This window comes from Alteromonas sp. WD8-37, from assembly GCF_055326825.1.
The window spans coordinates 31631-54968 of sequence record NZ_JBUZOV010000003.1 but is presented as its reverse complement, the minus strand read 5'-3'; the positions used below and the strand labels follow the sequence as shown (position 1 = coordinate 54968).

General features: G+C 51.3%; 27 protein-coding genes. 8 read left to right on the top strand and 19 right to left on the bottom strand.

Annotated elements, in window-relative coordinates; all coding sequences use genetic code 11:
- Positions 1–37 precede the first annotated feature (37 nt).
- The 13 genes from atpA to mioC form a co-directional block, all read right to left on the bottom strand.
- A complete protein-coding gene (atpA, locus tag ACTUJZ_RS09120) occupies positions 38–1579 on the bottom strand; it encodes a F0F1 ATP synthase subunit alpha (protein ID WP_463635998.1) in 1542 nt (513 codons plus the stop codon).
- Positions 1580–1592: 13 nt separating this feature from the next.
- A complete protein-coding gene (gene atpH, locus ACTUJZ_RS09115) occupies positions 1593–2126 on the bottom strand; it encodes a F0F1 ATP synthase subunit delta (protein WP_463635997.1) in 534 nt (177 codons plus the stop codon).
- Positions 2127–2140: 14 nt separating this feature from the next.
- Complete coding sequence (atpF, locus tag ACTUJZ_RS09110; protein WP_463635996.1) at positions 2141–2611, bottom strand: F0F1 ATP synthase subunit B; 471 nt, start codon at positions 2609–2611, stop codon at positions 2141–2143.
- A 47-nt stretch (positions 2612–2658) separates the two neighbouring features.
- Positions 2659–2880: a F0F1 ATP synthase subunit C gene (gene atpE / locus ACTUJZ_RS09105; protein ID WP_012520222.1), complete on the bottom strand. Its 222-nt coding sequence runs from the start codon at positions 2878–2880 to the stop codon at positions 2659–2661.
- Between the two features lie 90 nt (positions 2881–2970).
- Positions 2971–3831 (bottom strand): F0F1 ATP synthase subunit A, encoded by an 861-nt coding sequence (atpB, locus tag ACTUJZ_RS09100; protein WP_463635995.1) that lies wholly within the window; start codon positions 3829–3831, stop codon positions 2971–2973.
- Between the two features lie 81 nt (positions 3832–3912).
- The gene (locus ACTUJZ_RS09095) at positions 3913–4296 is read right to left on the bottom strand and encodes an ATP synthase subunit I (protein WP_463635994.1); all 384 of its coding nucleotides are present in this window, start codon (positions 4294–4296) and stop codon (positions 3913–3915) included.
- Between the two features lie 197 nt (positions 4297–4493).
- Positions 4494–5378, bottom strand: coding sequence for a ParB/RepB/Spo0J family partition protein (locus ACTUJZ_RS09090; RefSeq protein WP_463635993.1), 885 nt, complete (start codon positions 5376–5378; stop codon positions 4494–4496).
- A 48-nt stretch (positions 5379–5426) separates the two neighbouring features.
- Complete coding sequence (locus tag ACTUJZ_RS09085; protein WP_463635992.1) at positions 5427–6221, bottom strand: ParA family protein; 795 nt, start codon at positions 6219–6221, stop codon at positions 5427–5429.
- Positions 6222–6232: 11 nt separating this feature from the next.
- Positions 6233–6817 (bottom strand): 16S rRNA (guanine(527)-N(7))-methyltransferase RsmG, encoded by a 585-nt coding sequence (gene rsmG, locus ACTUJZ_RS09080; RefSeq protein ID WP_463636306.1) that lies wholly within the window; start codon positions 6815–6817, stop codon positions 6233–6235.
- Positions 6818–6873: 56 nt separating this feature from the next.
- Entirely contained in the window at positions 6874–8775 is a 1902-nt protein-coding gene (mnmG, locus tag ACTUJZ_RS09075; protein ID WP_463635991.1) for a tRNA uridine-5-carboxymethylaminomethyl(34) synthesis enzyme MnmG, read from the bottom strand.
- 624 nt (positions 8776–9399) lie between these two features.
- Positions 9400–10227, bottom strand: coding sequence for an ATP-binding protein (locus ACTUJZ_RS09070; RefSeq protein WP_463635990.1), 828 nt, complete (start codon positions 10225–10227; stop codon positions 9400–9402).
- A 44-nt stretch (positions 10228–10271) separates the two neighbouring features.
- On the bottom strand, positions 10272–10934 hold the full coding sequence (locus tag ACTUJZ_RS09065) for a DnaT-like ssDNA-binding domain-containing protein (RefSeq protein ID WP_463635989.1): 663 nt from the start codon (positions 10932–10934) through the stop codon (positions 10272–10274).
- Between the two features lies 1 nt (position 10935).
- Positions 10936–11370 (bottom strand): FMN-binding protein MioC, encoded by a 435-nt coding sequence (mioC, locus tag ACTUJZ_RS09060; RefSeq protein WP_463635988.1) that lies wholly within the window; start codon positions 11368–11370, stop codon positions 10936–10938.
- Positions 11371–11763: 393 nt separating this feature from the next.
- On the opposite strand from mioC, the gene ACTUJZ_RS09055 reads away from it, so the two are divergent.
- The 8 genes from ACTUJZ_RS09055 (at position 11764) to ACTUJZ_RS09020 (ending at position 18356) form a co-directional block, all read left to right on the top strand.
- On the top strand, positions 11764–12207 hold the full coding sequence (locus ACTUJZ_RS09055) for a hypothetical protein (RefSeq protein WP_463635987.1): 444 nt from the start codon (positions 11764–11766) through the stop codon (positions 12205–12207).
- 359 nt (positions 12208–12566) lie between these two features.
- A complete protein-coding gene (locus ACTUJZ_RS09050) occupies positions 12567–12794 on the top strand; it encodes a hypothetical protein (protein WP_463635986.1) in 228 nt (75 codons plus the stop codon).
- Between the two features lie 61 nt (positions 12795–12855).
- Positions 12856–13554, top strand: coding sequence for a fimbrial biogenesis chaperone (locus ACTUJZ_RS09045; protein WP_463635985.1), 699 nt, complete (start codon positions 12856–12858; stop codon positions 13552–13554).
- 2 nt (positions 13555–13556) lie between these two features.
- Complete coding sequence (locus tag ACTUJZ_RS09040) at positions 13557–14228, top strand: fimbrial biogenesis chaperone (protein ID WP_463635984.1); 672 nt, start codon at positions 13557–13559, stop codon at positions 14226–14228.
- On the top strand, positions 14212–15039 hold the full coding sequence (locus ACTUJZ_RS09035; protein WP_463635983.1) for a hypothetical protein: 828 nt from the start codon (positions 14212–14214) through the stop codon (positions 15037–15039). The genes ACTUJZ_RS09040 and ACTUJZ_RS09035 overlap by 17 nt, the downstream gene beginning before the upstream one ends.
- 12 nt (positions 15040–15051) lie before the next feature.
- On the top strand, positions 15052–16686 hold the full coding sequence (locus tag ACTUJZ_RS09030; RefSeq protein ID WP_463636305.1) for a fimbria/pilus outer membrane usher protein: 1635 nt from the start codon (positions 15052–15054) through the stop codon (positions 16684–16686).
- Positions 16676–17521 carry a hypothetical protein gene (locus ACTUJZ_RS09025; protein ID WP_463635982.1) on the top strand — a complete coding sequence of 282 codons (846 nt, stop codon included), beginning with the start codon at positions 16676–16678 and terminating at the stop codon, positions 17519–17521. The genes ACTUJZ_RS09030 and ACTUJZ_RS09025 overlap by 11 nt, the downstream gene beginning before the upstream one ends.
- A gap of 175 nt (positions 17522–17696) precedes the next feature.
- On the top strand, positions 17697–18356 hold the full coding sequence (locus ACTUJZ_RS09020) for a LuxR C-terminal-related transcriptional regulator (RefSeq protein WP_463635981.1): 660 nt from the start codon (positions 17697–17699) through the stop codon (positions 18354–18356).
- Between the two features lie 76 nt (positions 18357–18432).
- On the opposite strand, the gene mnmE is transcribed toward ACTUJZ_RS09020, so the two are convergent.
- From mnmE to rpmH, 6 genes are read right to left on the bottom strand one after another with little or no spacing between them, the layout of a single operon-like run.
- Positions 18433–19815: a tRNA uridine-5-carboxymethylaminomethyl(34) synthesis GTPase MnmE gene (gene mnmE, locus ACTUJZ_RS09015; protein ID WP_463635980.1), complete on the bottom strand. Its 1383-nt coding sequence runs from the start codon at positions 19813–19815 to the stop codon at positions 18433–18435.
- A gap of 6 nt (positions 19816–19821) precedes the next feature.
- Positions 19822–20304, bottom strand: a complete 483-nt coding sequence (locus tag ACTUJZ_RS09010) for a YajQ family cyclic di-GMP-binding protein (protein ID WP_463635979.1) — start codon at positions 20302–20304, stop codon at positions 19822–19824.
- A 49-nt stretch (positions 20305–20353) separates the two neighbouring features.
- A complete protein-coding gene (yidC, locus tag ACTUJZ_RS09005) occupies positions 20354–22018 on the bottom strand; it encodes a membrane protein insertase YidC (protein ID WP_463635978.1) in 1665 nt (554 codons plus the stop codon).
- A gap of 10 nt (positions 22019–22028) precedes the next feature.
- Positions 22029–22298 carry a membrane protein insertion efficiency factor YidD gene (gene yidD, locus ACTUJZ_RS09000; protein ID WP_463635977.1) on the bottom strand — a complete coding sequence of 90 codons (270 nt, stop codon included), beginning with the start codon at positions 22296–22298 and terminating at the stop codon, positions 22029–22031.
- The gene (gene rnpA, locus ACTUJZ_RS08995) at positions 22265–22621 is read right to left on the bottom strand and encodes a ribonuclease P protein component (protein WP_463635976.1); all 357 of its coding nucleotides are present in this window, start codon (positions 22619–22621) and stop codon (positions 22265–22267) included. Before rnpA ends, yidD begins: the two co-directional genes overlap by 34 nt.
- Before the next feature lie 22 nt (positions 22622–22643).
- The gene (rpmH, locus tag ACTUJZ_RS08990) at positions 22644–22778 is read right to left on the bottom strand and encodes a 50S ribosomal protein L34 (RefSeq protein ID WP_014290886.1); all 135 of its coding nucleotides are present in this window, start codon (positions 22776–22778) and stop codon (positions 22644–22646) included.
- Between the last annotated feature and the right edge of the window lie 560 nt (positions 22779–23338).

Sequence of the window (23338 nt, the reverse complement as noted above, 5' to 3'; positions counted from 1 at the left end):
CCCAACAGTGTGCCAGCCTTACGGCCGGCACCGGCGATTACCACGTTTGTGTTTCTTTGAACTTAGTCAAAGCTTCACTTAACTTATTGGCAATCTCGTCGTTGTAGTTTCCAGACTCATTGATAGTCTTCATCAGCTCAGCATGTTCGCTGTTCATGTAAGAATGCAGCGCTGCTTCGAAGTCCAGAATCTTGTTTAGCTCGATACCTTTCAAGAAGCCTTTTTCCACTGCAAACAATGATACACCCATGTCGGCAATCGACAGTGGCGTATATTGCTTTTGCTTCATCAGTTCGGTAACACGCTCACCATGCTCCAGCTGTTCACGGGTTGCTTCGTCCAAATCAGAAGCAAACTGCGAGAACGCTGCCAGTTCACGGTACTGTGCCAGGGCCAGACGAATACCGCCACCCAGCTTCTTGATGATCTTGGTCTGTGCTGAGCCACCAACCCGCGATACTGAGATACCGGCGTTAACCGCTGGGCGAATACCCGCGTTAAACAGGTCAGTTTCTAAGAAGATCTGACCATCGGTAATCGAGATTACGTTGGTAGGTACGAACGCCGATACGTCACCCGCCTGGGTTTCGATGATTGGCAGCGCAGTCAATGAGCCGGTTTTGCCTTTTACTTCACCATTGGTAAAACGCTCAACATAGTGCTCGTTTACCCGTGCTGCACGTTCCAGCAGACGCGAGTGAAGATAGAAAACATCACCAGGATAAGCTTCACGGCCAGGAGGACGTTTCAGCAGCAAAGAGATTTGACGGTAAGCAACAGCTTGCTTGGACAAATCATCATAAACAATCAGGGCATCTTCACCGCGATCGCGGAAGTATTCACCCATGGTACAGCCAGAGTAAGGTGCCAGGTATTGCAGGGCTGCAGACTCAGACGCAGAAGCCGCCACCACAATGGTGTGCTCCATGGCGCCGTGCTCTTCCAGTTTGCGTACCACGTTAGAGATGGTAGACGCTTTCTGACCGATAGCTACATACACACATTTAATACCGGTGCCTTTCTGGTTGATGATGGCATCCACCGCCATAGCGGTTTTACCGGTCTGACGGTCACCGATGATCAGCTCACGCTGACCACGACCTACCGGGATCATGGCATCAACAGATTTATAGCCGGTTTGTACAGGCTGGTCGACCGATTGACGGTCGATAACGCCAGGGGCGATCTTCTCTACCGGTTCAAAGCCTGCTGAGTCCAGCGAGCCTTTACCGTCGATAGGTTCACCCAGGGTGTTTACGACACGACCTAACAGACCGTGACCAACCGGAACTTCCAGGATACGGCCAGAAGAAGCCACTTTAGTGCCTTCTGTCAGATCCGCGTATGGGCCCATAACAACCGCACCAACCGAGTCTCGCTCAAGGTTCAGTGCGATAGCATAGCGACCACCAGGAAGCTCAATCATTTCGCCTTGCATGACATCTGCCAGGCCATGGATACGGATAATACCGTCGGTTACCGCTACGATAGTACCTTCGTTGCGGGCTTCACTGGCTACATTAAACTGTTCAATTCTTTTTTTGATCAGTTCTGCAATTTCAGTGGAATTAAGTTGCATGCTCTTATCCCCGTTATGCTTGCAACGTGTCCGCCAGACGCGCCAGTTTTGCTTTTACCGAGCCGTCGATAACAGTATCGCCGGCCTGGACAACAAAACCTGCGATCAGGTCAGGGTTCACATTACAATTAAGCTTCACTTTACGTGCCAAACGTTCTTCTAATGTTGCCTTGATTTGCGCTTGTTGCTGGGCACTCAGTTCTGTCGCAGATGTTAAGTCAACCTCAACTTCTTTGTCATACTCAGCTTTAAACCCATCAAACAATACACTGATGTGCGGCAAGACAAGCAAACGTTCATTTTCTGCCAGAACTTTCACAAAGTTTTGGCCATGTTGGTCAAGTTGTTCACCACAAATATTGATAAACATCTCTGCCAGGGTTTCCGGCGCCACAGCACCAGTTAATAACTGGTGCATGGCTTCGTTGTCGGCAACCTGACCGGCAAAGGTCAACATTTCCTGCCACTGGGGCACGGTTTGGTGCTCGACCGCAAAATCGAAAGCAGCTTTAGCGTAAGGACGAGCAACGGTTGTCAATTCAGACATGGCTCATCTCCCTCTTAAAGCTCAGCGACAAGTTTTTCAACAATGTCGTTTTGTGCTTGAGCATCGATTTCACGTTGAAGAATCCGCTCAGCGCCGATCACTGCCAGGGCAGCCACCTGCTTGCGCAGTTCTTCTTTGGCACGATTGCGTTCAGCTTCAATTTCGGCATAACCGGATGCGATAATTTTTTCGCGTTCGGCCTGACCTTTCTGCGTTTCTTCATCAACAAGTTGATTGGCACGCTTTTTGGCCTGTTCGATAATTTCAGCTGCTTGCGCTTTCGCCTCTTTTAATTGCTCGGTGGCTTTTTCCCGAGCAAGTTCCAGGTCTTTTTCAGCCCGATCAGAAGCTTCCAGGCCGTCGGCAATCTTCTTCTGACGTTCTTCAATCGCGCCCAGCAATGGTGGCCAGACGTACTTCATGCAGAACCACACAAAGACGATAAACGCGATTAATTGACCAATTAGAGTGGCGTTAATATTCACAACCGCTCCTCCTCATAATGTTCGCTAATAGACGGTTAGTTAAAAAATTAAGCACCAACAGCGAACAACAGGTATAGAGCGATACCAACACCGATCATCGCGATGGCGTCGATAAGACCCGCTACGATGAACATTTTCACTTGCAGTTGAGGTGCCAGTTCTGGTTGACGAGCAGCAGATTCTAAGAACTTACCACCCAGCAGACCAAAACCAATAGCAGTACCCAGGGCACCCAGACCGATCAATAGTGCAACAGCGATGTATAACATTTACGTCTCCGATTTAAGTTAAATTTAAAGTTGAAAGTTAAACTTGATAGTACTGGCAACACCGAACGCGCAGCCAGCACCGGTACTTCGTTAGTGGTCTTCGTGCGCCAGGCTTAGATACACGATGGTCAGCATCATGAAAATAAAGGCCTGAAGTACGATAACCAGAATATGGAAAACCGCCCATGGGAAGTGCAGCGGCAACTGCCATAAGCCCAGAGTTGCGATAAGAATAAAAATCAGCTCACCGGCATATAAGTTACCGAATAACCGCAGAGCCAGCGAGAACGGGCGGGCCAGCAGGGTCACCGATTCCAGGATAAAGTTAACCGGGATCATCGACCAGTGGTTAAACGGGTGCATGGTCAGCTCTTTAGTGAAACCACCGATACCTTTAACCTTGATGGAATAGAACAAAATCAGGGCAAATACGCCTAAGCCCAGGGCCAGCGGCAGGTTCAGGTCAGTGGTAGGAACCACTTTCATGTACACATGATGCGGATCAACACCGGTGGCAGCAGCGCCAATCTGGCCGGCAGCCCACGGTAAAAAGTCAACCGGTACTAAGTCCATCAGGTTCATCAGGAAAACCCAGACAAAAATAGTCAAACCCAGCGGGGCAATTAGTTTGTTGCGGCCATGAAATGAATCACGCACGTTGTCGTTCACAAACTCAACAGTCATTTCAATAAATGCCTGTGTTTTGCTGGGAACCCCAGTGGTGGCTTTTTTTGCGACCCGGCGGAATAGCCATAAAAACAGTACGCCCAGCAGAATCGACCAGCCCAGAGTATCAATGTTCCATACCCAAAAACCGGCTTCCTGACACACTGTCGAGGCTTCTTCCAATCCCATACCATAATTTGTCTGCAGACCATCGTCTGTCATACACATGGTGGCATTGGTCAAGTGGTGGACAATATACTCTTGTGTTGTTTGCTCAGATGCCATGTTTTAACCCAAAGTTGAAAGTGTAAAAACGGTTGTCTTTGCTTCTGTGTCTTATTGTGTTGTACACATGCAGCTTATTTTTCATTGTTGGTGCTGCTGAAGCAAGGTTAGCCAGTAGCTAACCGTCGCTACTGCAAATCCCGCGAAGAGGGTGAGAGGGGCTGCATGCAATCCCTTAAATGCAATAACGAATAAAATTATACTGATTACCAGTTTGCTCTTGGCACCCTGGCTAAAACTTCGGGCCACCTGCTGGTTTTGCCGCGCCCCGGCGTAGCGAAACGCAAACCAGGCAAAGACGACATTGGGCACAATACTGATTGCAGCACCCAGCCCCCAGGACAGCGCGTGATGCAGGTTAACTAGCGCGCCACATACTGCTGTAGCAACCCCGCTAACCAGCAGTTGCACTACTAAGGCACGCCGGGCCAGCTGTTTTCCGGTTTTTACCAGGTCATGTCGCACAGCGCATCTCTTTGGCTTCTGCCCTACTAAAAAGCGTCAGAAGTATACTGTTTTGCCGATAATTTTCAACAGTCCATCGGGTTTTGAAAGTGATTCTGAAACATTTCTGTCGCGATTTCGTTACGCGCAGCCATACGATGCTGTTTTTCTGTGCAAATTTAATGCGGTGCTACTACAACATTGTTAATCAGCTGTTGCTAGTGGATTTTTGACAAAATTCCGTCTAGCTGCTCCAGATCGCTGAAATTAATCACAATTTTACCTTTTCCTTTGGGGTTGTGATCAATGCTTACCGCGGTACCTAAGTTTTCGGATAACCGAGTCATCAGCTTTTCCACATCCGGGTCGCGCTCTTTTGCCGGTTTTGCCGGTGCCGGCTCTAAAAATTTGCGTACCAGCTTTTCGGTATCCCGTACAGTTAGGCCCTTGCCCGACACCACCTGAGCGGCTTCACTTTGGTGTTCACCTTCTAATGCCAACAATGCCCGGGCATGGCCCATTTCAATATCACCGTGCTCGAGCAGCAGCTTCACATCATCGTTCAGGTTGTTAAGGCGTAGCAGGTTAGTCACCGAGGTGCGGGACTTGCCCACCGCTTCGGCCACTTCAGCATGGGTCAGGTCAAATTCGTGCATCAGCCGCTGCAGTGCCTGCGCTTCTTCCATGGCATTCAGATCTTCGCGCTGAATGTTTTCAATCAGGGCAATGGCCACAGCGGCTTCATCCGGCACATCTTTGATTAAACAGGGTACCACTTCCAGTTGCGCCATCTGCGCCGCGCGCCAGCGCCGTTCACCAGCCACAATTTCATAACGCTGGTCGTCGGTTTGGCGTACCACAATGGGTTGGATCACGCCCTGCGAGCGGATGGAGGAAGCCAGTTCTTCCAAGGCTTCGGGCGACATATCTTTACGTGGCTGATATTTGCCCGGGCCTAATAATTCGATAGGCAGCTTTTTTAATTCAGACTGCACCGGGGTCAGGTCGGCGTCGGCTTGCGCCTGTTGTTTTTGGGCCGATGACTGGCTGGTTGCCAACAGAGCATCCAATCCACGCCCCAGCCCTCTTTTTTTTGCTGACATAATTTCCTCAATCACTCTTTGCAGACTTGTGCGTCTGCTTCACCGGGCTTAGCTGGCCTGCGCAGCGGGCGCTCCGGCCTTATCACGGCGGCGCAAAATTTCCCCGGCCAGTGCCAGATAGGCTTTGGCACCGGTAGACGACTTATCATAATACATGGCCGGCGTACCAAAGCTGGGCGCTTCGGCCAGCCGCACATTGCGGGGGATCACGGTGCGATACACCTGCTCGCCAAAATGCCGTTTGAGCTGTTCTGAGACATCGTTGGCCAGACGGTTGCGTGGATCGTACATCGTGCGCAAGACCCCTTCAATCTTCAGCGCCGGATTAACCACCGAGGCTAGTTTTTGAATGGTATCCATCAGGGCGGTCAGGCCTTCCAACGCGTAATATTCACATTGCATCGGCACCAGCACCGAATCGGCAGCAGCCAGCGCGTTGACCGTCAGCTGGTTCAGTGACGGCGGACAATCAATAAAGACAAAGTCGTAGTAGTCCATCACCGAACTCAAGGCATTGCGCAGGCGCACCTCGCGGGCGAACATTTCCATCAACTTGATTTCAGCAGCGGTCACATCGCCGTTGGCCGGAATGATATCGTATTTGCCCGAGGTATTTTTGACAATTACCTCATCGATGGGCTTTTCTTCAATTAACAGTTCAAAACAGGTGGCATCCACTTCGTATTTGTCCAGGCCGCTGCCCATGGTGGCATTGCCCTGGGGATCGAGGTCGATAAGCAAGACTTTGCGCTTGGTCGCCGCCATCGACGCTGCCACATTTACCGCGGTGGTGGTTTTGCCCACACCGCCTTTTTGATTCGCTATCGCGATAACCTTAGCCACACGTCATCCTGTTATGCTTTTTTAATTGTCACCAAATGGCGTTCGCCGACCAGATCGGGGACCTCAAGCGGCTGCACGTTGATAACTTGAAAGTGATCACTCACTTCTTCAATCTCTCTGTGCGGAAACTGGCCTTTGAGGGCGAGGAAGTTGCCTGTTGAATCTACCAGATGCGCGCACCAGTGCAACATATCTTTTAACGATGCAAAGGCCCGGCTAAGCACCACATCATAGGCCGGATCACCGGGGTGGTCTTCAACCCGGGTGTGCACGCACATCACATCGGGCAGGCCCAGCTCGTGCACGCACTGCTTCATAAAGCGTACCCGCTTGCCTAAACTGTCCAGCAAGGTAAAGTGGCAATGGGGCAACACAATGGCCAGCGGCATACCGGGCAGACCCGGGCCGGTGCCCACATCAATCACTCGCGTACCGTGGATATGCGGCATGATGCTCAGCGAATCCAGGATATGTTTGACCATCATCTGCTCGGGGTCACGCACCGAGGTCAGATTGTAGGCTTTGTTCCATTTGTGCATCAACGTCACATAGGCGACCAGTTGCTGCTGTTGCTCAGCAGACACCGATAAGCCCATGGTGGCGATGCCTTGTTCCAGTATTCTGGCCAGTTTGGCTGTATCTACCGCAGTGCTCACGCGCTGGCTTGCTCCTGTTTTCGTAATAGGCCATGTTTTTTCAGATACACCAGCAGCAACGAGATGGCTGCCGGTGTGATGCCTGAAATTCTTGAGGCTTTGCCGATGGTTTCGGGCCGTGCTTCGGTCAGTTTGGCCACCACCTCATTGGATAAGCCGGAGATTTTGCTGTAATCAAAATCTCTTGGCAACAGCGTATTTTCATGACGCTGAGTCTTGGCAATTTCATCCAGCTGGCGGGTGATGTAGCCAGCATATTTTATTTGGATTTCTACCTGCTCAGCAGCGATAGGATCGCTTAAGCCCGGGCCTAAGCTTTCCACCTGCATCAGGCGGCTGTAAGTCATCTCCGGCCGACGGATCAGCTCTTCCAGCGAATGCTCACGGCTAATGGGATTTTTCAGTTTTTGGTTCAGCTCGCCACAGGCGGCATGTTGCGGGTGGACCCACAAACTGCGCAAGCGTTGTTGCTCTTGCTCCACTGCTTCCATTTTTTGATTGAAGGCCTGCCAGCGAGCATCATCCACCAGGCCAACCTCGCGGCCCAGGCTGGTCAAACGCATATCGGCATTGTCTTCACGCAGCAGCAGGCGATATTCAGCCCGGCTGGTAAACATGCGGTAAGGTTCTTTGGTGCCCATGGTAGCCAAGTCGTCGATCAGCACCCCCATGTAAGCCTGATCGCGGCGCAACATCAGCGGGTCAGCCTGTTTGACCTGCAACGCGGCATTGGCGCCGGCCACCAGGCCCTGGGCACCGGCTTCTTCATAACCGGTGGTGCCGTTGATTTGGCCGGCAAAGAACAAGCCATTCAGGTACTTGGTTTCCAGCGTTTGCTTCAAATCGCGCGGATCAAAGAAGTCATACTCGATGGCATAGCCCGGGCGCACAATGTGCGCATTTTCAAAGCCTTTGATGGAACGCACCAGTTCCATCTGGATATCAAACGGCAAACTGGTGGAGATCCCGTTGGGATACACTTCCATGCTGGTCAGGCCTTCGGGCTCCACAAAGATCTGATGCGAGGTTTTGTCGGCAAAGCGGGTGATCTTATCTTCGATGCTGGGGCAGTAACGCGGACCCACCCCTTCGATCACTCCGGTAAACATCGGGCTGCGATCTAGGCCGCGGCGGATGATGTCGTGGGTTTTTTCATTGGTGTGGGTGATGTAGCACGGGATCTGCGTTGGATGCATACTGCGATCGCCCATGTAGGACACCACCGGCACCGGATCATCGCCGGGTTGCGCCTGCATCACACTAAAGTCCAGGCTGCGCGCATCCAGACGGGCCGGAGTGCCGGTTTTTAAGCGATCAACCCGAAACGGCAGCGCCCGCAAACGATCGGCCAACGCGATAGACGGCGGATCGCCGGCGCGGCCGCCACGATAATTTTCCAGGCCGATATGGATCGTCCCACCCAAAAATGTACCTACTGTGAGCACCACGGCTTTGGCTTTGATCTTCAGCCCCATCTGGGTGACCACACCGTACACCCGATCATTTTTTACCAGCAGATCGTCACAGCTTTGCTGGAACAGGGTGAGGTTGGGCTGTTGCTCTACCATGGTGCGGATCGCCTGACGATACAAACTGCGATCAGCCTGAGCCCGAGTAGCGCGCACGGCTGGCCCTTTGCTGGAGTTTAACGTGCGAAACTGGATCCCGGCCTGATCGGTAGCCAGCGCCATGGCGCCGCCCAGAGCATCAATTTCTTTCACCAGATGTCCTTTGCCGATGCCACCGATCGCCGGATTACACGACATCTGGCCGATCGTTTCGATGTTGTGTGTCAGCAGCAGGGTGTTGGATCCCATGCGAGCTGCAGCCATTGCGGCTTCGGTGCCGGCATGGCCACCGCCAACCACAATGACATCAAATTCTTGTTGATAGAACATGGCAAACCTCACAAATGCACAGGGGGAAAATGATCTGAGACTTTTTCGAAAAAAGGGCGCGTATTTTAGCTGACTTGGCGGCTAATGAAAATGGTTAAATCTTCTGCACTGATGCCCGGCTGGTAAGGGATCGGCTGGCGTTAATTAATATATGATCTCTTAAGATCTTTTTATATTTATATCTATTAGGATCGGGCAGATCTGTTGATAAGCGATCATTTTGTATAGATCACAGGATCTTACGCAATGAACAACTGGTGTATGGAGGCGATCATAACCGGGGCGCGATCTTGTGTATAAACCCCCTACTTATCCACACTGGCAATTGGCGGCAAACTTATGCCGTTACTGATCAAAGCTTATACACAGCGGGCTAGGGGATCATATCCACAACAGTGATCAAACTGTGATCCTAATGGGGATAAGTTGTCGATGTTGTGGGCAAAATGATCGCAGGATCCGGCGGTAGCGGGTGCTGCAGGCAGATCGTTTTGCACAGGCGATCTTGTCCACATTGATCGCAAATGGCGATCGTGATCAGTGCGCCGCTAGCATTGCCTAAAAAATAATAAGTGAAAAATGGCCAAAAAAAAGCGCTGAAGGCCAGCGCTTGGTTACATCAGATTAGCGAACCTGATTGGGTTGATAACGTTCAGGGGCCGCACTTGAGGGTTCGGCTTCGGCACTAGCCAGTCCGGCGCGCCGTGATGGTCCGGAAAAGCGTACCCGGTAGGTGTCGTATTCTTTGATACTCTCAAAGCAGTAGCGGCCGATGGCATGCTCCAGCTCGGCCAGGTTATGATTGGTAATCAAGATGCAGTTTTTCTTATTCACCAACCGTTGCCGCAACAGGTTGCCCAGCCAGCTTTGGGTGTTTTTTTTCAGCACGCTTTCATTCACACAGACTTCATCAAGGATGAGCAAGTCCACATCCAGCAGTTCCTGGTGGGCAGCACGAAACTTCTGACCGATATCGTCTTTGGCACTAAAATCGTAGGAAAAATAGCGCATCTCCAGCAAAGTGGAGAGTTGCCGGTACAGCACCGAAATTTCGTATTGATCGATCAGCTGGTGTGCGATGGCGCCGGCAATGTGCGATTTGCCGCGCCCGTAGTCACCGTAAAACAGCATCATGTGTGAGCCTGCCTGGCGCCAGGCAGGATCATCGTGGGCGGCGATAAATGACTGCGCGATAGAGACCGCTTCAATCACATCGTCGCTGTCTTCCACCAGGTTGCTGAAGGTCCAGTGTGGATTCAAATCGGAGCGCCCGTGGATAGCCGTGATCCGTTCTTTTTTCGAGCGCATCTGCATCTGGCGAACTTCGTCATTGGCCTGTTGTTCGTAGTGCTTTTTCAGGGTGTTGTAATCGATATATTCATCGTCCACCGGACCCTGTTTTTTGCCCAAAGCCTGGGCCAGGCGATTAATACGATCTTTGATTGAATCCATAGTATAACGCTTCTGTTACATGTGAGGTGGCGGAAAAGCGGTTATCACGACGACTTGCGTGCATGATATTTTTCAACCAGCTTTCGGGCATTATCATCTGCTTCAATACCTGGTGCAACCGGCACCTGCTGGCTGCCAACGGTTTGCTTGGGCGTGCTGCCTGTAGCTAAACGTTTATAGCGCTGCGCGTAGGCAAATTTTTGAGTCCATTGAAAATGGCTGAATACGACATTGGGACGGCCCAGCCAATAAGCAATAAAGTCGCCTACATCCTGCTCATCGAAGGTTTTATCGATGAGTCCCATCAGGCTGGCCATTTGCTCAAACAAAGCCGCATCCGGTTGCCAGGACGGGCGCATGGGCTGATGTTGACGGTGCAGATGGGCAAAGTCGTCTTGCTTTTCGGTACACAGCGGCAGCAACACCGTTTTGCCATTGAGGGTCTGTTCAAAGCTTAAATGCTGGGGCAGGGCGACCAGCCCAGCCTGCTCTAAATGGCGTAATAAGCTGTTGATTTGCCGGCCGCGAGTGTACGGCGGCTCGGCACTGTGTTCGGCATTGAGCAGAGTCAGCAAAAATTTGTAATTGAGCGGTTCACTGGTGGTGGTGGCCAGATTAGCCGTGGGCCGCAGGCCCAGGCAATATAATACCCGGGCATCATTGGCCAGCCCGCCACACAGTGCGTGATATTCTGCCTGGGTAAACATGCTAGGCGCTCAGTTTTCCTGCAAACCATTCCACCGCGGCATCCTCAGGAATGGGGTGATTCAGCACATCAATGTGTAACGGTTCTGCCAACAAGGTGGCGCCTGCCTGTTGCAACAAAGTTTCCATCTCCAGTGCGCCATGGCAAAACGTGTCGTAGCTGCTGTCGCCCAAACCGATGATATAGGCCTGAGTACCACTCAGGCTGGCTTGTTTGAGCTGTTCGGCAAAAGGCTGAATATTGTCTGGCAGTTCACCGGCCCCGTGAGTAGAGGTACAGATGACCCAGGTGGCACCGGTTTTGATGTTGTCTAAATCCGGGCTTAGCTGAATGTCGGTGGTATAGCCGGCTTGCTGGGCGGACTCGGCCAGGGCATCAGCCACATACTCGGCTGCCCCAAGCACAGAACCGACTAAAATTGTAAGGTGTTGAGACATAGATAAAATTCCGAAGAGAGAAAAAGAAGAAACCGGCAGCTCTGACTTATTAGCAAAAGCTGGCGGTGGGTCAGCACCCTAGTATACCGGCTAAAAATACCACGATCGATGAAAACGACACAAGCCAGCCTGGCTTTAGCAGCTCCTGTAGAACGTTATCCCTGTGAGTGACTGGCTATATTGAGAAAAATACAACCTCATTCCTTGTAAATTCGTCCTCCTACAACTTTTTTTACAACTTTTGGCACCACGTTCCACCTGCATTACTACTTCATTTTTTAATATAGCAATTATAGTTATTCAGCATTAACGATAATTAAAATTTGTTCACAAATGATCTCGATTATCCAATTAACAAAGCGACGATTAATTTGTTTGTCGATGAGTTTATGTGTGTCCTCGATCGGCTTATCGAACACATTAGAATTGTCTGTTCACGGCATGATCGAATCACGATGTGAAATACAATTCCCGGCAGGCAATAAAATGGATTTTTCAACGCAAAAAAGCTTAAGTTTGCCGCTGGATATTTATTGCAATCAGCCGATGCGGGTCAGGCTTTTTTCACAACATGGCGGGCTTAAACATTTGGCGCAGGGCAGCAATACAGTCAATCTTTATTCATTATCGGCATCATTTAATATTGCCAATATGCAATTAGATACTACCAGCACCGATTTACACGAAGGTCAGTCGGTGACCAGTTCCGGTGTAATTCCGTTTGCCACCAGCGGGCAACTGAGTATTACGCTAGAAAACAACCTGCTTTACGCGGGTCATTATAAAGACGTTATCGAAATCGAGGTTACCCCCTCCATACATAACGCCACAATGTAGCATCAGGTAGCACCTCTGCAGACCACTGCAGGAACACTCGCTCTGCTGTTTATGGGCTCAACAACAACCTAAACAATCAGGAAGCTTACTCATGTAAAAGCTATCATTATGTGCAGCAGCTGTAACCGCAATTTTTGCCTCTCAAGCCAATGCCGGCCCCGGGGATGTCCAGTTGGTGGGATTTGTTTCTCCCACGTGTGAAGTCAGGGCTTAGCCACCCAATTACTGGATTTTGGTAATGTCACCAACCCTGGTCAGAATGTATCTATCGGTATGTTCTTTTTATGTAACGACGTAGATGGCGCCACCGTGACATTGACAAGCGCCGAAGGGGCCTGGAATCAGACGATGCTGAAGATGTGGCATTGGCTTATGATGCAACCTTTAACCCCGCCGGTCTTGGCAGCTTTACAATGAATGCGCCGGGCGGCTTTGCAACCAACAATTTTTCACAAAGCAATTCTTATCCAGGCTCGTCTCTTCTTGCCGGTGGCGTTCCCGCGACATTATCTGTCACTACGGTTGGAAGCTCTATCTGGGCGGGTGGTTATTCTGACACCCTGACAGTGAACGTCACTTCTAACTAATCTACCTGCAGAGGCGGCCCATGCCGCCTCTATTTTCCCTTTCAGGCAAGGATAAATAACCATGGTCCGTTTACTTATCATGCTATGTTGTTTTTGGTGTGCCAGTGTGCAGGCATACAAAGTAGAACCTATGTCAATGGACATGCGGCCTATCGGCAAATACGCGCAAACCACATTGCGTATTGATAATACATCGCCTGCCCCCCTTACTGTCGAACTCCTTTCTTATTCGATGACCATGGACGCCTTTGGGGTGGAAACCATCGCGCCGGCTGATGAAGACCTGCTGGTGATCCCCATGACTGCTGTGATTCCCCCCGGTCGGTCGCAAACTGTCATGATACGCTATCTGGGCGACCCGGCTATTTCTGAGTCTAAGGCGTATCGGGTGGCTGTAAAGCAAGTGCGGGTAGCTGGTAACCATTCCGATTCTGCGCAAATGGGCTTACTGCTACAATTCAATACACTGATCAATGTTACACCAGAAAATAGCGAATCACGGCTAGCTATCAAAAGCATTGAACAAAACAATAATGACTGGTTAATAGAAGTAGAAAATAGTGGCAATAGTTACGGCCGTCTTAGTCGCACCCGTTGGTTAATTTCAGATGGTAGTCGCGACATACGTCTCAGCGGTAAACAAGTGGGCCAGCTTTTAGCAGGGACATTAGTTCTTCCTAACTCCACGCGGTTTTTTAAAATGAAACCGCTTGATAATTTCAATCCAGACTCATTATCTATTCAAATATTGAAGGAATAATCATGAGCGTGCTTCGAGGAGCAGTGTGGGTATTATTCTTTTTTCATTTTTATGCCCAGGCTGTAATTATTTCGCCTGCTGTAGTGGAAATGAATACAGATAAAAGCGCGGTGTCACAATTTACTGTTACCAATACATCCAGTGAAAAACTCCCCCTGGAAGTGGGGGTGTTTAAATTAAAGTTCGATAAAGATGGTGCATATTCAACCCACTGGGTCAGTAATGATAATTTACTGGTTTTTCCACCAGCCACAGTATTAGCGCCGGGGGCCAAACAAACCTTTCGGGTGCAATGGTTAGCAGAGACCCCGCCGAAGCAGTCACTTAGCTATTTTATTCGCTTTAGCCAGCTGACGCTGACCGAGCCCACACCATCGCCTGCTGCCTCCCAGGTCGCCTTTCAACTGCACTACAGTGCATTGTTGCATGTGGTGGCTGATAACCACCAGGCAGATGTTGTTTTACAGGTTAACGAGCAGGGCGAACGATTTTTGGTTAACCGCGGAAACCGGTTTACCTATACCAGCGCGGTGACATTTAGTCAGCCTGAACAAGCGCAGGAAAAGCGGTGGGACGAGGTGCTGGGCGAGCGTTTTATTCCACCACAGTCGGTGACCCGCTTGCCGGTTGGCCAAGACATTCCGGCGGGGCAATATCATGGCCTGGTTTTCTAAGTCTTTCACCCGGCGTTGCTGCCTGACGGCAACACTGGTCCTGTTTTTTGCCGTTAGCGTACCCGCTGCAGCTGTCTCGGTCATGCTTAACCCTACCGGGCAGGACATTACCCTGGTGTCGCTGATCAAAGTCAGCGACAGTGTACTGGGCGACACCGAGGTCACTATTACCGCTGACAACCAGATTATGGTGCCCAAAGACAGTACTTTGCAATTGTTAGAGCACAAGGTGGAGCCGCATACGTTGGCTGAGCTGGCTCAGCTGGGCGATGATGGCAGACTATCAGCGGCGCATTTTTCCCAGGTCGGTTTGCAGCTGAACTTTGATGCTGCCAGCATGGAGTTACAGTTATCAGTGCCGGCCGAACTCAGCCGTACACAGCAGCTAAGGCTGGACGGTGATCAGCAGCATACCGACTTTATTGACCCGGCATTTCTTAGTGGCTTTATTAATCTGACCGGCGCGGCTACTGATGTGCAAAATGTGTTGCAGCAAACCTCCAAGCAACGGGTGTACAGTGCCTTTACTGAAGCTGCACTCAATATTGGCCGGGTTAATTTGCAGTACGAAGCACGCCTAGAAAATCGCTCCGATGCTGCGGCATTGTTTTCCCGTCAGGGGACCCGCTTAAATTTGGATTTTGCTGACCAGGGCACTCGGCTGACCGTAGGTGATATGTTCAACTTGGGCACCACGTTTCAGGATGGTAAAGATATTCTGGGCATTGGGCTGACTCGGGACTTTAACCTGATCCCAACCCGCAATGCCCGCCCTCAGGCCAGCCAGGCATTTACCCTGCAGCGTACCTAGAATGTGGATGTGATGGTGGATGGCGTGATTGTAGAACGCCTCATTCTGGATGCCGGCAGTTATGATTTAAGCAATATTCCATTGGCGCAGGGCCTTAATGATGTGGAGCTTGTTATCACTGACCGGGCAGGCCAGCAAGAACGCGTAAGCTTTTCGGTGGCAACTGGCTTTAACCTACTCAATACCGGTGAATTTGAGTATAGCCTGATGTATGGGGCGCCCCGGGAGCTGGCTGGAAACCACAGTGCGTATCTGTTTGATGAGCGGGTAATGCATGGCTATGTGGATGTTGGGGTGGCACCCTGGCTCACCCTGGGTCTAAACGCGCAATCGCGGGAGGCAGTCTATCAGTATGGCGGGCGAGCGTTATTTGCCAATCAATTGGGGATCACCGAACTGGCGATATCACATAGTCAGCATCCGGAGTTTGGCACTGGCCAGGCGTTACGGCTGGCCTTTGATGCCCAATTCGACCCGGCCAATACACTGACCCCACAATTTAATCTGTTGTATGAATATCAGTCGGCTTATTTTAGTGGCATTAACAGTATCAGCGGGCTGACTGGCAGCCTGAATCCGGTCAATCATTTTGTCTCCGCCTTTGGCTCGGTGCAAATCAGTGACGAATTACGGGCGGCCGCCAATTTTTCGTATCGCGCAGGGGATGACACCACGCAGAATGTCTGGAGCGTTGGCAGCAGTTTATCGGGCCGGTTTTTTTCTACCCCGGCCACCTGGAGTACCCGGCTAAATTATTTGCATCATGCTTCCGAAGGGCCGCAGTGGAGTACGGCATTAACCTTAAGCTGGCCACTGAGTGACACCTCCCGGGTGGTGGGCCGTTACAACAGTGAGCGCCGTCAGCTGGCTGTGGATCATACCTATCAACATCAGGTGGGCTACAGTGGCGGCATGAGCAGCTACAGCTCGTTTATCAACGATGAAGACAACGATGCCGATGTGGATGTGGGCTTTAATTATTTTGCTAACCAGTATGAGGCCCGCGCCGGGCATGCTACCCGCCTGGAAAGTCTGGATGAGGATCGGCGCAGTCATAATACCCGGTTGGCGGTGGCATCGTCGGTGGCTTTTGCCGGTGATACGGTGGCCATCGGGCGGCCAGTTCGTGAAGCGTTTGCGTTGGTCAAAAAACACGACAGCCTCGACGGGCACCGGGTAGCCGTGGGGCCAGCCGGGGAACATGTTGCGCGGGCCTTTAATGATGATGCGCCGGCGCTGGTCCCGGACCTGGTGGCCTATACCCCGCAACAGCTAAGCTATGAGGTAGACAACCTGCCCCCCGGCTATGATTTGGGGGATGGCGCTTTCTGGCTGCAGCCTGGCTTTAAACGCGGCTACAACCTGCAGGTGGGCTCGGATGCAGTGCTTACCGTCATCGGAAAATTACTCAGTCTAAGTGATGATGCGCCCATTGCCCTGGTCGCCGGGACAGCGGTGTATTTGGGCGATGAGACTCAGACCCCGGTGGAGTTTTTTACCAACCGTAGTGGGGTCTTTGCCATCTCAGGGCTGCGACCCGGCGACTATGAGTTGCAGCTGAATACCACACGCAGTGCCACCGTGACACTGCGGTTAGATGACGACCAGGGAATGTTGATACGAATGGGGGCTGTCTATGTGGATTAAGCAAATAGGTGTGCTAGCAGTGATGATTGGCTTCGTTGAGGTCCAGGCCTGTGAGATCAGTAACCTGCGGCTTACGCCGGTAACCACAGCCAGCCCGTATAATATTTTCTCCAGCGCGCCGGTGGCCTTGCAGCAGGACATCCACATAAGCGCGAGCATCAGTACGCCAGAATGCGAAATAGCCGTGAATCTGTCTATGGCTGATGGTAGCCAGGCGCTACAAAGCAGTGAGGGCGGCCGCCTGATGTTCGACTGGTCAGGCGCCGGTGGCCAGTTATCCGGCGTTCACTGGCTAATCAGGCTGTCACATAGCCAGCCAGAAGCCATTATTGGCCTGCGATTTAGCGGTCAGCAATGGCTGGCCGCTGGTGAGTACCGTAACGAGATTGAGGCCACCCTGGCGGCACAAAACGAACCCATCGCCTTGCTACCAATAGCTGTCAGTGTTGCCCCGGTGACTAAGATCCAATTCTACGGCATTGCCGCTGATCAGTATGCGTTGGATATGGGCACTCTGACGACCGGTAAAAAAATCACCAGCCCGCGGTTGTGGGTACAAAGCAATACCGGCTACACGGTACGCATAGATTCACAACATCAGGGCGCATTGCGGCATCAGTCTGATAGCGCGCAGTGGGATATTCCCTACACTTTGTCGATAGCCGACTATACTGTGGATTTAGCGCAGGAAGATGCTCGCCTCGCATGGACACAGCCTACACCAGGGCAAACCCTGCCAATGACATTTATCATTGGCGATACCCAACACAAACCCGGAGGACAATACGCCGATACGCTGCAAATATCGATTGAACCCAGGCTGACACAGCAGTAGCTGTTCTGGCCGGGCATGCCAGGGAATGCACACCAACTAAATCGCGCAGATTGGCTGCAGCAGTAAGCAGATTGCCAGCGGTTTTCACTGTCTTACGATAGCCACACTTCACACTTGAAATAGAAGATATCGTTAACAATACTTACAAGCTCAAGCACCATACTGAGAAATGGTTATGCAAACTCAAATTGATAATAAAGATGTAGCCTCAAACATTTTATTACTGGGTGATTATGGTATCCAAAGTCAGTTTATTCAGCGTGAAGTCGAAAAACACGGCCATCATAAATTCACCCGTAAAAGCCTCAGCGACGCCTGTGCGGCGCCGCCCTTTAAGCAGCACGATATCATTATGGTATCGGGGTTTTTACTGGCGGAGCGTAACTGGCGGGAATTTATTGCCGGTGCCACCCTGAACGCTGATTTGGTGGTGTACGATGTGCCCCGGTGTATGTCAGAAAAAACTTTATTTGCCTGCCCCAATTTAAAAGGGGTGTTGCACGAAAATGCGCCCATTGAGCATTTATCAAGGTGTCTGGATGCAGTGCGCAAAGGGGAGTTCTGGTTGCCGCGCAAACTGATGGCGCAGATGCTCCTACATTATCAGCCGGCAGCGATGAATCTGCAGGCGGTCAGCAATCAGGATAATCTGACCCGACGGGAAAAACAGATTTTGGAACGGCTGGTTAAAGGGCAAAGCAACCTGGAGATTGCCGAGGCCCTGTTTGTGGCCGAAAGTACGGTGAAAACCCACATTTATAAACTCTACAAAAAGCTCAATGTGTGCTGTCGCAAAGAAGCCATCGAAAAATTTAGCCGTACCTATTCCGCCTGATTTTGCCAGCCACTCTGTATTGTTGTGTGACCCACGGACGGGTTACCGACGCCGTCTTCATACTGTCCGCCTTGTCCTACTTACCAATACAAAATGAAGAAAAGATCCGGCCCAGTAAATCGTCTGAGGTAAACTCGCCGGTAATCTCGGTCAGTGCCTGATGCGCCAGCCTCAACTCCTCGGCTAACAGCTCTCCCGCCATATTCTCTTCTAATTGCGCCTGGCCCTGGTCAACATGCTGCTGCGCCACGGCCAGCGCATCTAGATGCCGGCGGCGCGCAATGAACTGGCCCTCATTGGTGGTATCCAGGCCCATGGTGGCAGCCAGATGATCACGCAAGCTATCAACGCCGGCGCGGGTTTGAGCAGATAACCCGACTACAGTGATATCGCCATGGGCGGTAGTTAGAACTTGCTCACCTATCGCTTCACCAGACAAGTCGGCTTTGTTACGCACCACCGTGGTGGGGATGCCGGCAGGCAAGCGCGCCATAAATTCCGGCCAGATCTCGTACGGGTCGATGACGCTAGTCTGAGTACTATCAATTACAAACAACACCCGGTCGGCGTCTCCGATGGCCTGCCAGGCCCGTTCGATGCCAATCTGTTCCACCTTGTCGGGGCTATCGCGCAGCCCGGCGGTATCAATGATATGCACCGGCATGCCGTTGATATGTATATGCTCTTTGAGCACATCCCGGGTAGTGCCAGCCACATCGGTGACAATGGCACTGTCACGGCCGGCCAGTGCATTGAGCAGGCTGGATTTACCGGCATTGGGGCGCCCGGCAATAACCACCTGCATGCCTTCGCGCAGCAGAGTGCCTTGCTTGGCCTGGGCTTTAACAATATGCAGCGCCTGGATAATCTGCGCTAAATCGCCGGCCACCTTGCCATCAGACAAAAAGTCGATTTCTTCATCTGGAAAATCAATGGCAGCCTCGACATACATGCGCAGCTGGACCACCTGTTCAGCCAGGGTTGTGATGGCATTAGAAAACTCGCCCTGCAATGAGCGCAGCGCACTGCGCACGGCTTGTTGCGAGCTGGCATCAATCAGATCGGCAATGGCTTCGGCCTGAGCCAAGTCCAGCTTGTCATTTAAAAACGCCTGCTCGGAAAACTCACCAGGCCGGGCCAGGCGGGTGCCGGCTACGTGCAAGACCGCATCAATCAGCATATCCATCACCACCTGGCCGCCATGACCCTGCAGCTCCAGCACATCTTCGCCGGTAAACGAATTCGGGCCTTTGAACAGCAAGGCAATGCCCTGGTCAATAATGTTGCCGTTGACATCGTAAAACGGCGTATAAACTGCGCTACGCACCGGTAGGGAAGCCGGTACCACAGCCTTAGCAACCTGTTGCGCCAGGGGCCCGGACACGCGCACAATGCCCACGCCGCCGCGACCGGCGGCGGTGGCCTGCGCCACGATGGTGTCTGAGGAAAATGCTGTCATAACAGATTAATCGCGAAAGTTGTTAAATTGCACCGGCTGGCCCAAATCTTCGGCTTTGACCAACGCCATGGCCTGTTGCAGATCGTCGCGCTTTTTGCCGGTAACCCGCAACTGGTCACCCTGGATGGCGGCCTGAACTTTGATCTTGGACTCTTTAAGCAACTTCACAATCTTTTTAGCGACCGGCTGCTCAATGCCTTGTTTAAAGATAATGGTCTGGCGGCAGGTTTTGCCGTGCTGATCCATGGGTTTTACCTCCATGGCCGAGGTATCCAGGCCGCGTTTGGCACAGGCGCCACGAAACATGGAGTCCATCTGCTGCAGCTGAAATTCGGCCTGCGCGGTCATCACCACCGTTTTCTCTTTGTATTCGAAGCTGGCTTCCACATTACGAAAATCAAAGCGGGTCGACAATTCCCGGTTGGCATTTTCAGTGGCATTACGCACTTCTTCCATATTGATTTCTGACACAATATCAAATGAGGGCATAGGGTTATCCTTACTGACAAAACAGCCCGCAAAAGCGGGCTGATGGGGGTTATTTTCCGGTTTTTATCCCGCGCTTTTCCATCGAGGCATAAATGATTTTAGCCTGAATCAGCGTGATGATGTTACTGACCAACCAGTACAGTACCAGTCCGGCCGGGAACCACAGGAAGAACACACTCATGGCCACGGGCATAAACTGCATGATTTTTTGCTGCATGGGGTCGGTGACCGTGGTGGGCTGCAGTTTTTGCAGTAACCACATGCTGGCACCGGTAAGCACGGGCAGCACAAAGTACGGGTCTTTCACTGACAGGTCAGTGATCCACAGGAAAAAGTCGGCGTGGCGTAATTCCACACTTTCCAGCAGTACCCAGTACAAAGCCAGAAAGATAGGCATCTGCAGCAGCAGCGGTAAACAGCCACCCATGGGGTTTACTTTTTCTTTTTTGTACAGCTCCATCATGGCCTGAGACATCTTTTGACGATCATCACCAAAACGGTCTTTAAGCTGTTGCATCTTCGGCGCGAGGTTGCGCAGGCGGGCCATGGATTCATACTGCTTCTTGGTCAGCGGATACATGATTCCTTTGACCACCACGGTGATCAGGATAATGGCCACCCCCCAGTTGCCGACCAGGCTGTGTAGTAACTGCAGCAGACTGAACAACGGCTGTGAAATCCACCATAAAATACCGTAGTCCACGGTCAGGTCTAAGCCACGAGCCAGGTTGGCCAGGATTTCCTGGTCTTTCGGGCCCATATACAGCTTGGCACTGATAGTGGCACTGTCACCGGCGCCGATGGTCACCGGCTGGCCTTTTAAGCCAATGATGGCGTACTGGTTGCCAGACAGCTTGGAGTACAACTGATTAGTCTGATCCTGTGGCGGCACCCAGGCTGATACAAAATAATGCTCCAGCATGCCGACCCAGCCACCCGGCGTGGTTTTGTTTAACGCTTCATCTTCAATGTCGCCAAAGTCGTATTTTTCGTAGCGGTCGTCTTCGGTGGAGTAGGCGGCACCCCGGTAGGTGGGCATAAACATGTTGCCGCCATCCGGTACTACGGTGGTTTGCTTGAGCTGAGCAAACTGTTGCATGCGCACGGCTTCGCCTGACTGGTTAGCAATGCTGTACACCACATCGACCGTGTGTGAATCTTGCTCAAACACAAAGGTTTTAGTAATGGTCAGACCCTGGTCATTTTGCCAGGTCAGCGGCACTTCTAAACGTTCACCCTGCATCACAAAGTCATTCTGGCTGGCGGTATAGCGCGGGCGGCCATCACGGCTGCTGTCCGGACCATTACGGCCGACCAGGCCACTTTGCGCTACATACAGGCCATCACCGGCACGTAACAGGCTATAGGGTTCATCAGAGCCTTGCTTGACCGGAAAGTCCGGTAAATCTGCTGAGATCACATCGCCGCCGCGCAGGTCAATCTGCACATCCAGCGCATTGGTGCGAACCCGAACAATGCGCTCAGACGGTTCGGGTGCCTGGGCAACAGCGCCTGGCACATCGCCATCACTGGATGGCATGTCTTCCAGCTGGGCATTAGATGCCGCTGGCATATCATCATCCAGATTTTGCGTGGATTGCTGTGACTGAACAGGTTTAACCGGCTTGGGGCCGTAATCTTCCTGCCATTGCTGCCAGAGCAGAAAACTGACCAGCGCCAGGCCAATCAACAAAAAACTGCGTTGCGATTCCATAGAGGTCTCTTTATTTTGAGTGTTTAGTGTCGTGTTTTTCAGGTACCGGATCGTAGCCGCCCGAATGCAAAGGGTGGCATTTTATAATGCGTTTGATGGATAACCAACCGCCAATTAGCAAACCATGTGTTTTTAGTGCTTCTATGGCATAAAAAGAACAAGTTGGATGAAACCGGCAACGTTGGCCCAGCATGGGGGAAATGCACCACTGATAAAATTTGATCAGTAGCAGCGGCAACAGAATGCTTATTTTGCGCAGCGTTTTATGATTTTTTTCCATTGCTTGTCTAATAGGGCAAACACTTCCTGATTAGTTAGCTTATCGGCACCGGATTTGCCGACCACAATGATATCGACATTGGGCAGGGCCTGTTTACGATGGCGAAAACTTTCGCGTATCAGGCGTTTCAGCCGGTTTCTGTCATGGGCTTTGCGCACCCGTTTTTTAGACAGCGTAATCCCCAGACGTGGTGTGTCTGCAGTATTGTGACGGGCTAACAGGGTAAAGGCAGGAGAAACAGCAGGTGTTGCGTTATCAAACACATAGGTAAAGTGGGAGGGAGTTAACAGACGTAACTCCCTGGAAAAATGATTTTCGCCCACTTTGAAGTCGTACTTCTTTATATTAAGCAGAAAGGCGAGCGCGACCTTTTGCACGGCGTGCCGCTAGTACTTTACGACCATTTTTAGTCGCCATACGAGCACGGAAACCGTGTGAACGCTTGCGCTTTAAGTTGCTCGGTTGAAATGTTCTTTTCATGACCAAAGTCTCACTTATCTAGTTAAACACAGGCGGTATTGAAATAACGATGGGTATCAGGTCTAGCGGTATGTTGCCGCCCCGATGTCGTTAGGTAACGAACACTGCCTATCCAAAAGGATGCCGAATTCTAGAGATCCCGTGGCCTGCTGTCAATCGAATTGGCCGGATAAAGCCAAAAAACTAGCCATTTTTTAGCCAGCACGGTGAGCGTGTCCAACCGGAGGGCCAAAAACAGCATCGGGCAGGGGGCTGCTGTGTATAATTATCCATAACAAAGAGGGTTATCCACAAAGGTCTGTGCAAAAACTGCGAATGATCGTCTTGCTCAACGCGGATCTTAAGCACTGATCGCCTGTACAGGACTTTGATTGATGCTGATCAGCGGTATAAAAGAAAACTAAATATTGTCTAGAAACTAGTGGGTTAGCGTACTGATCCGCGCGATCATCGAAGATCGCCGTTTACATTCTGTGTGTAAAATAAGATAATCCACAGCGATAACATAAAAAACAACTTTCTCTGCTCATTACCCAACCAATGCTTGCGGGTAACCTGTG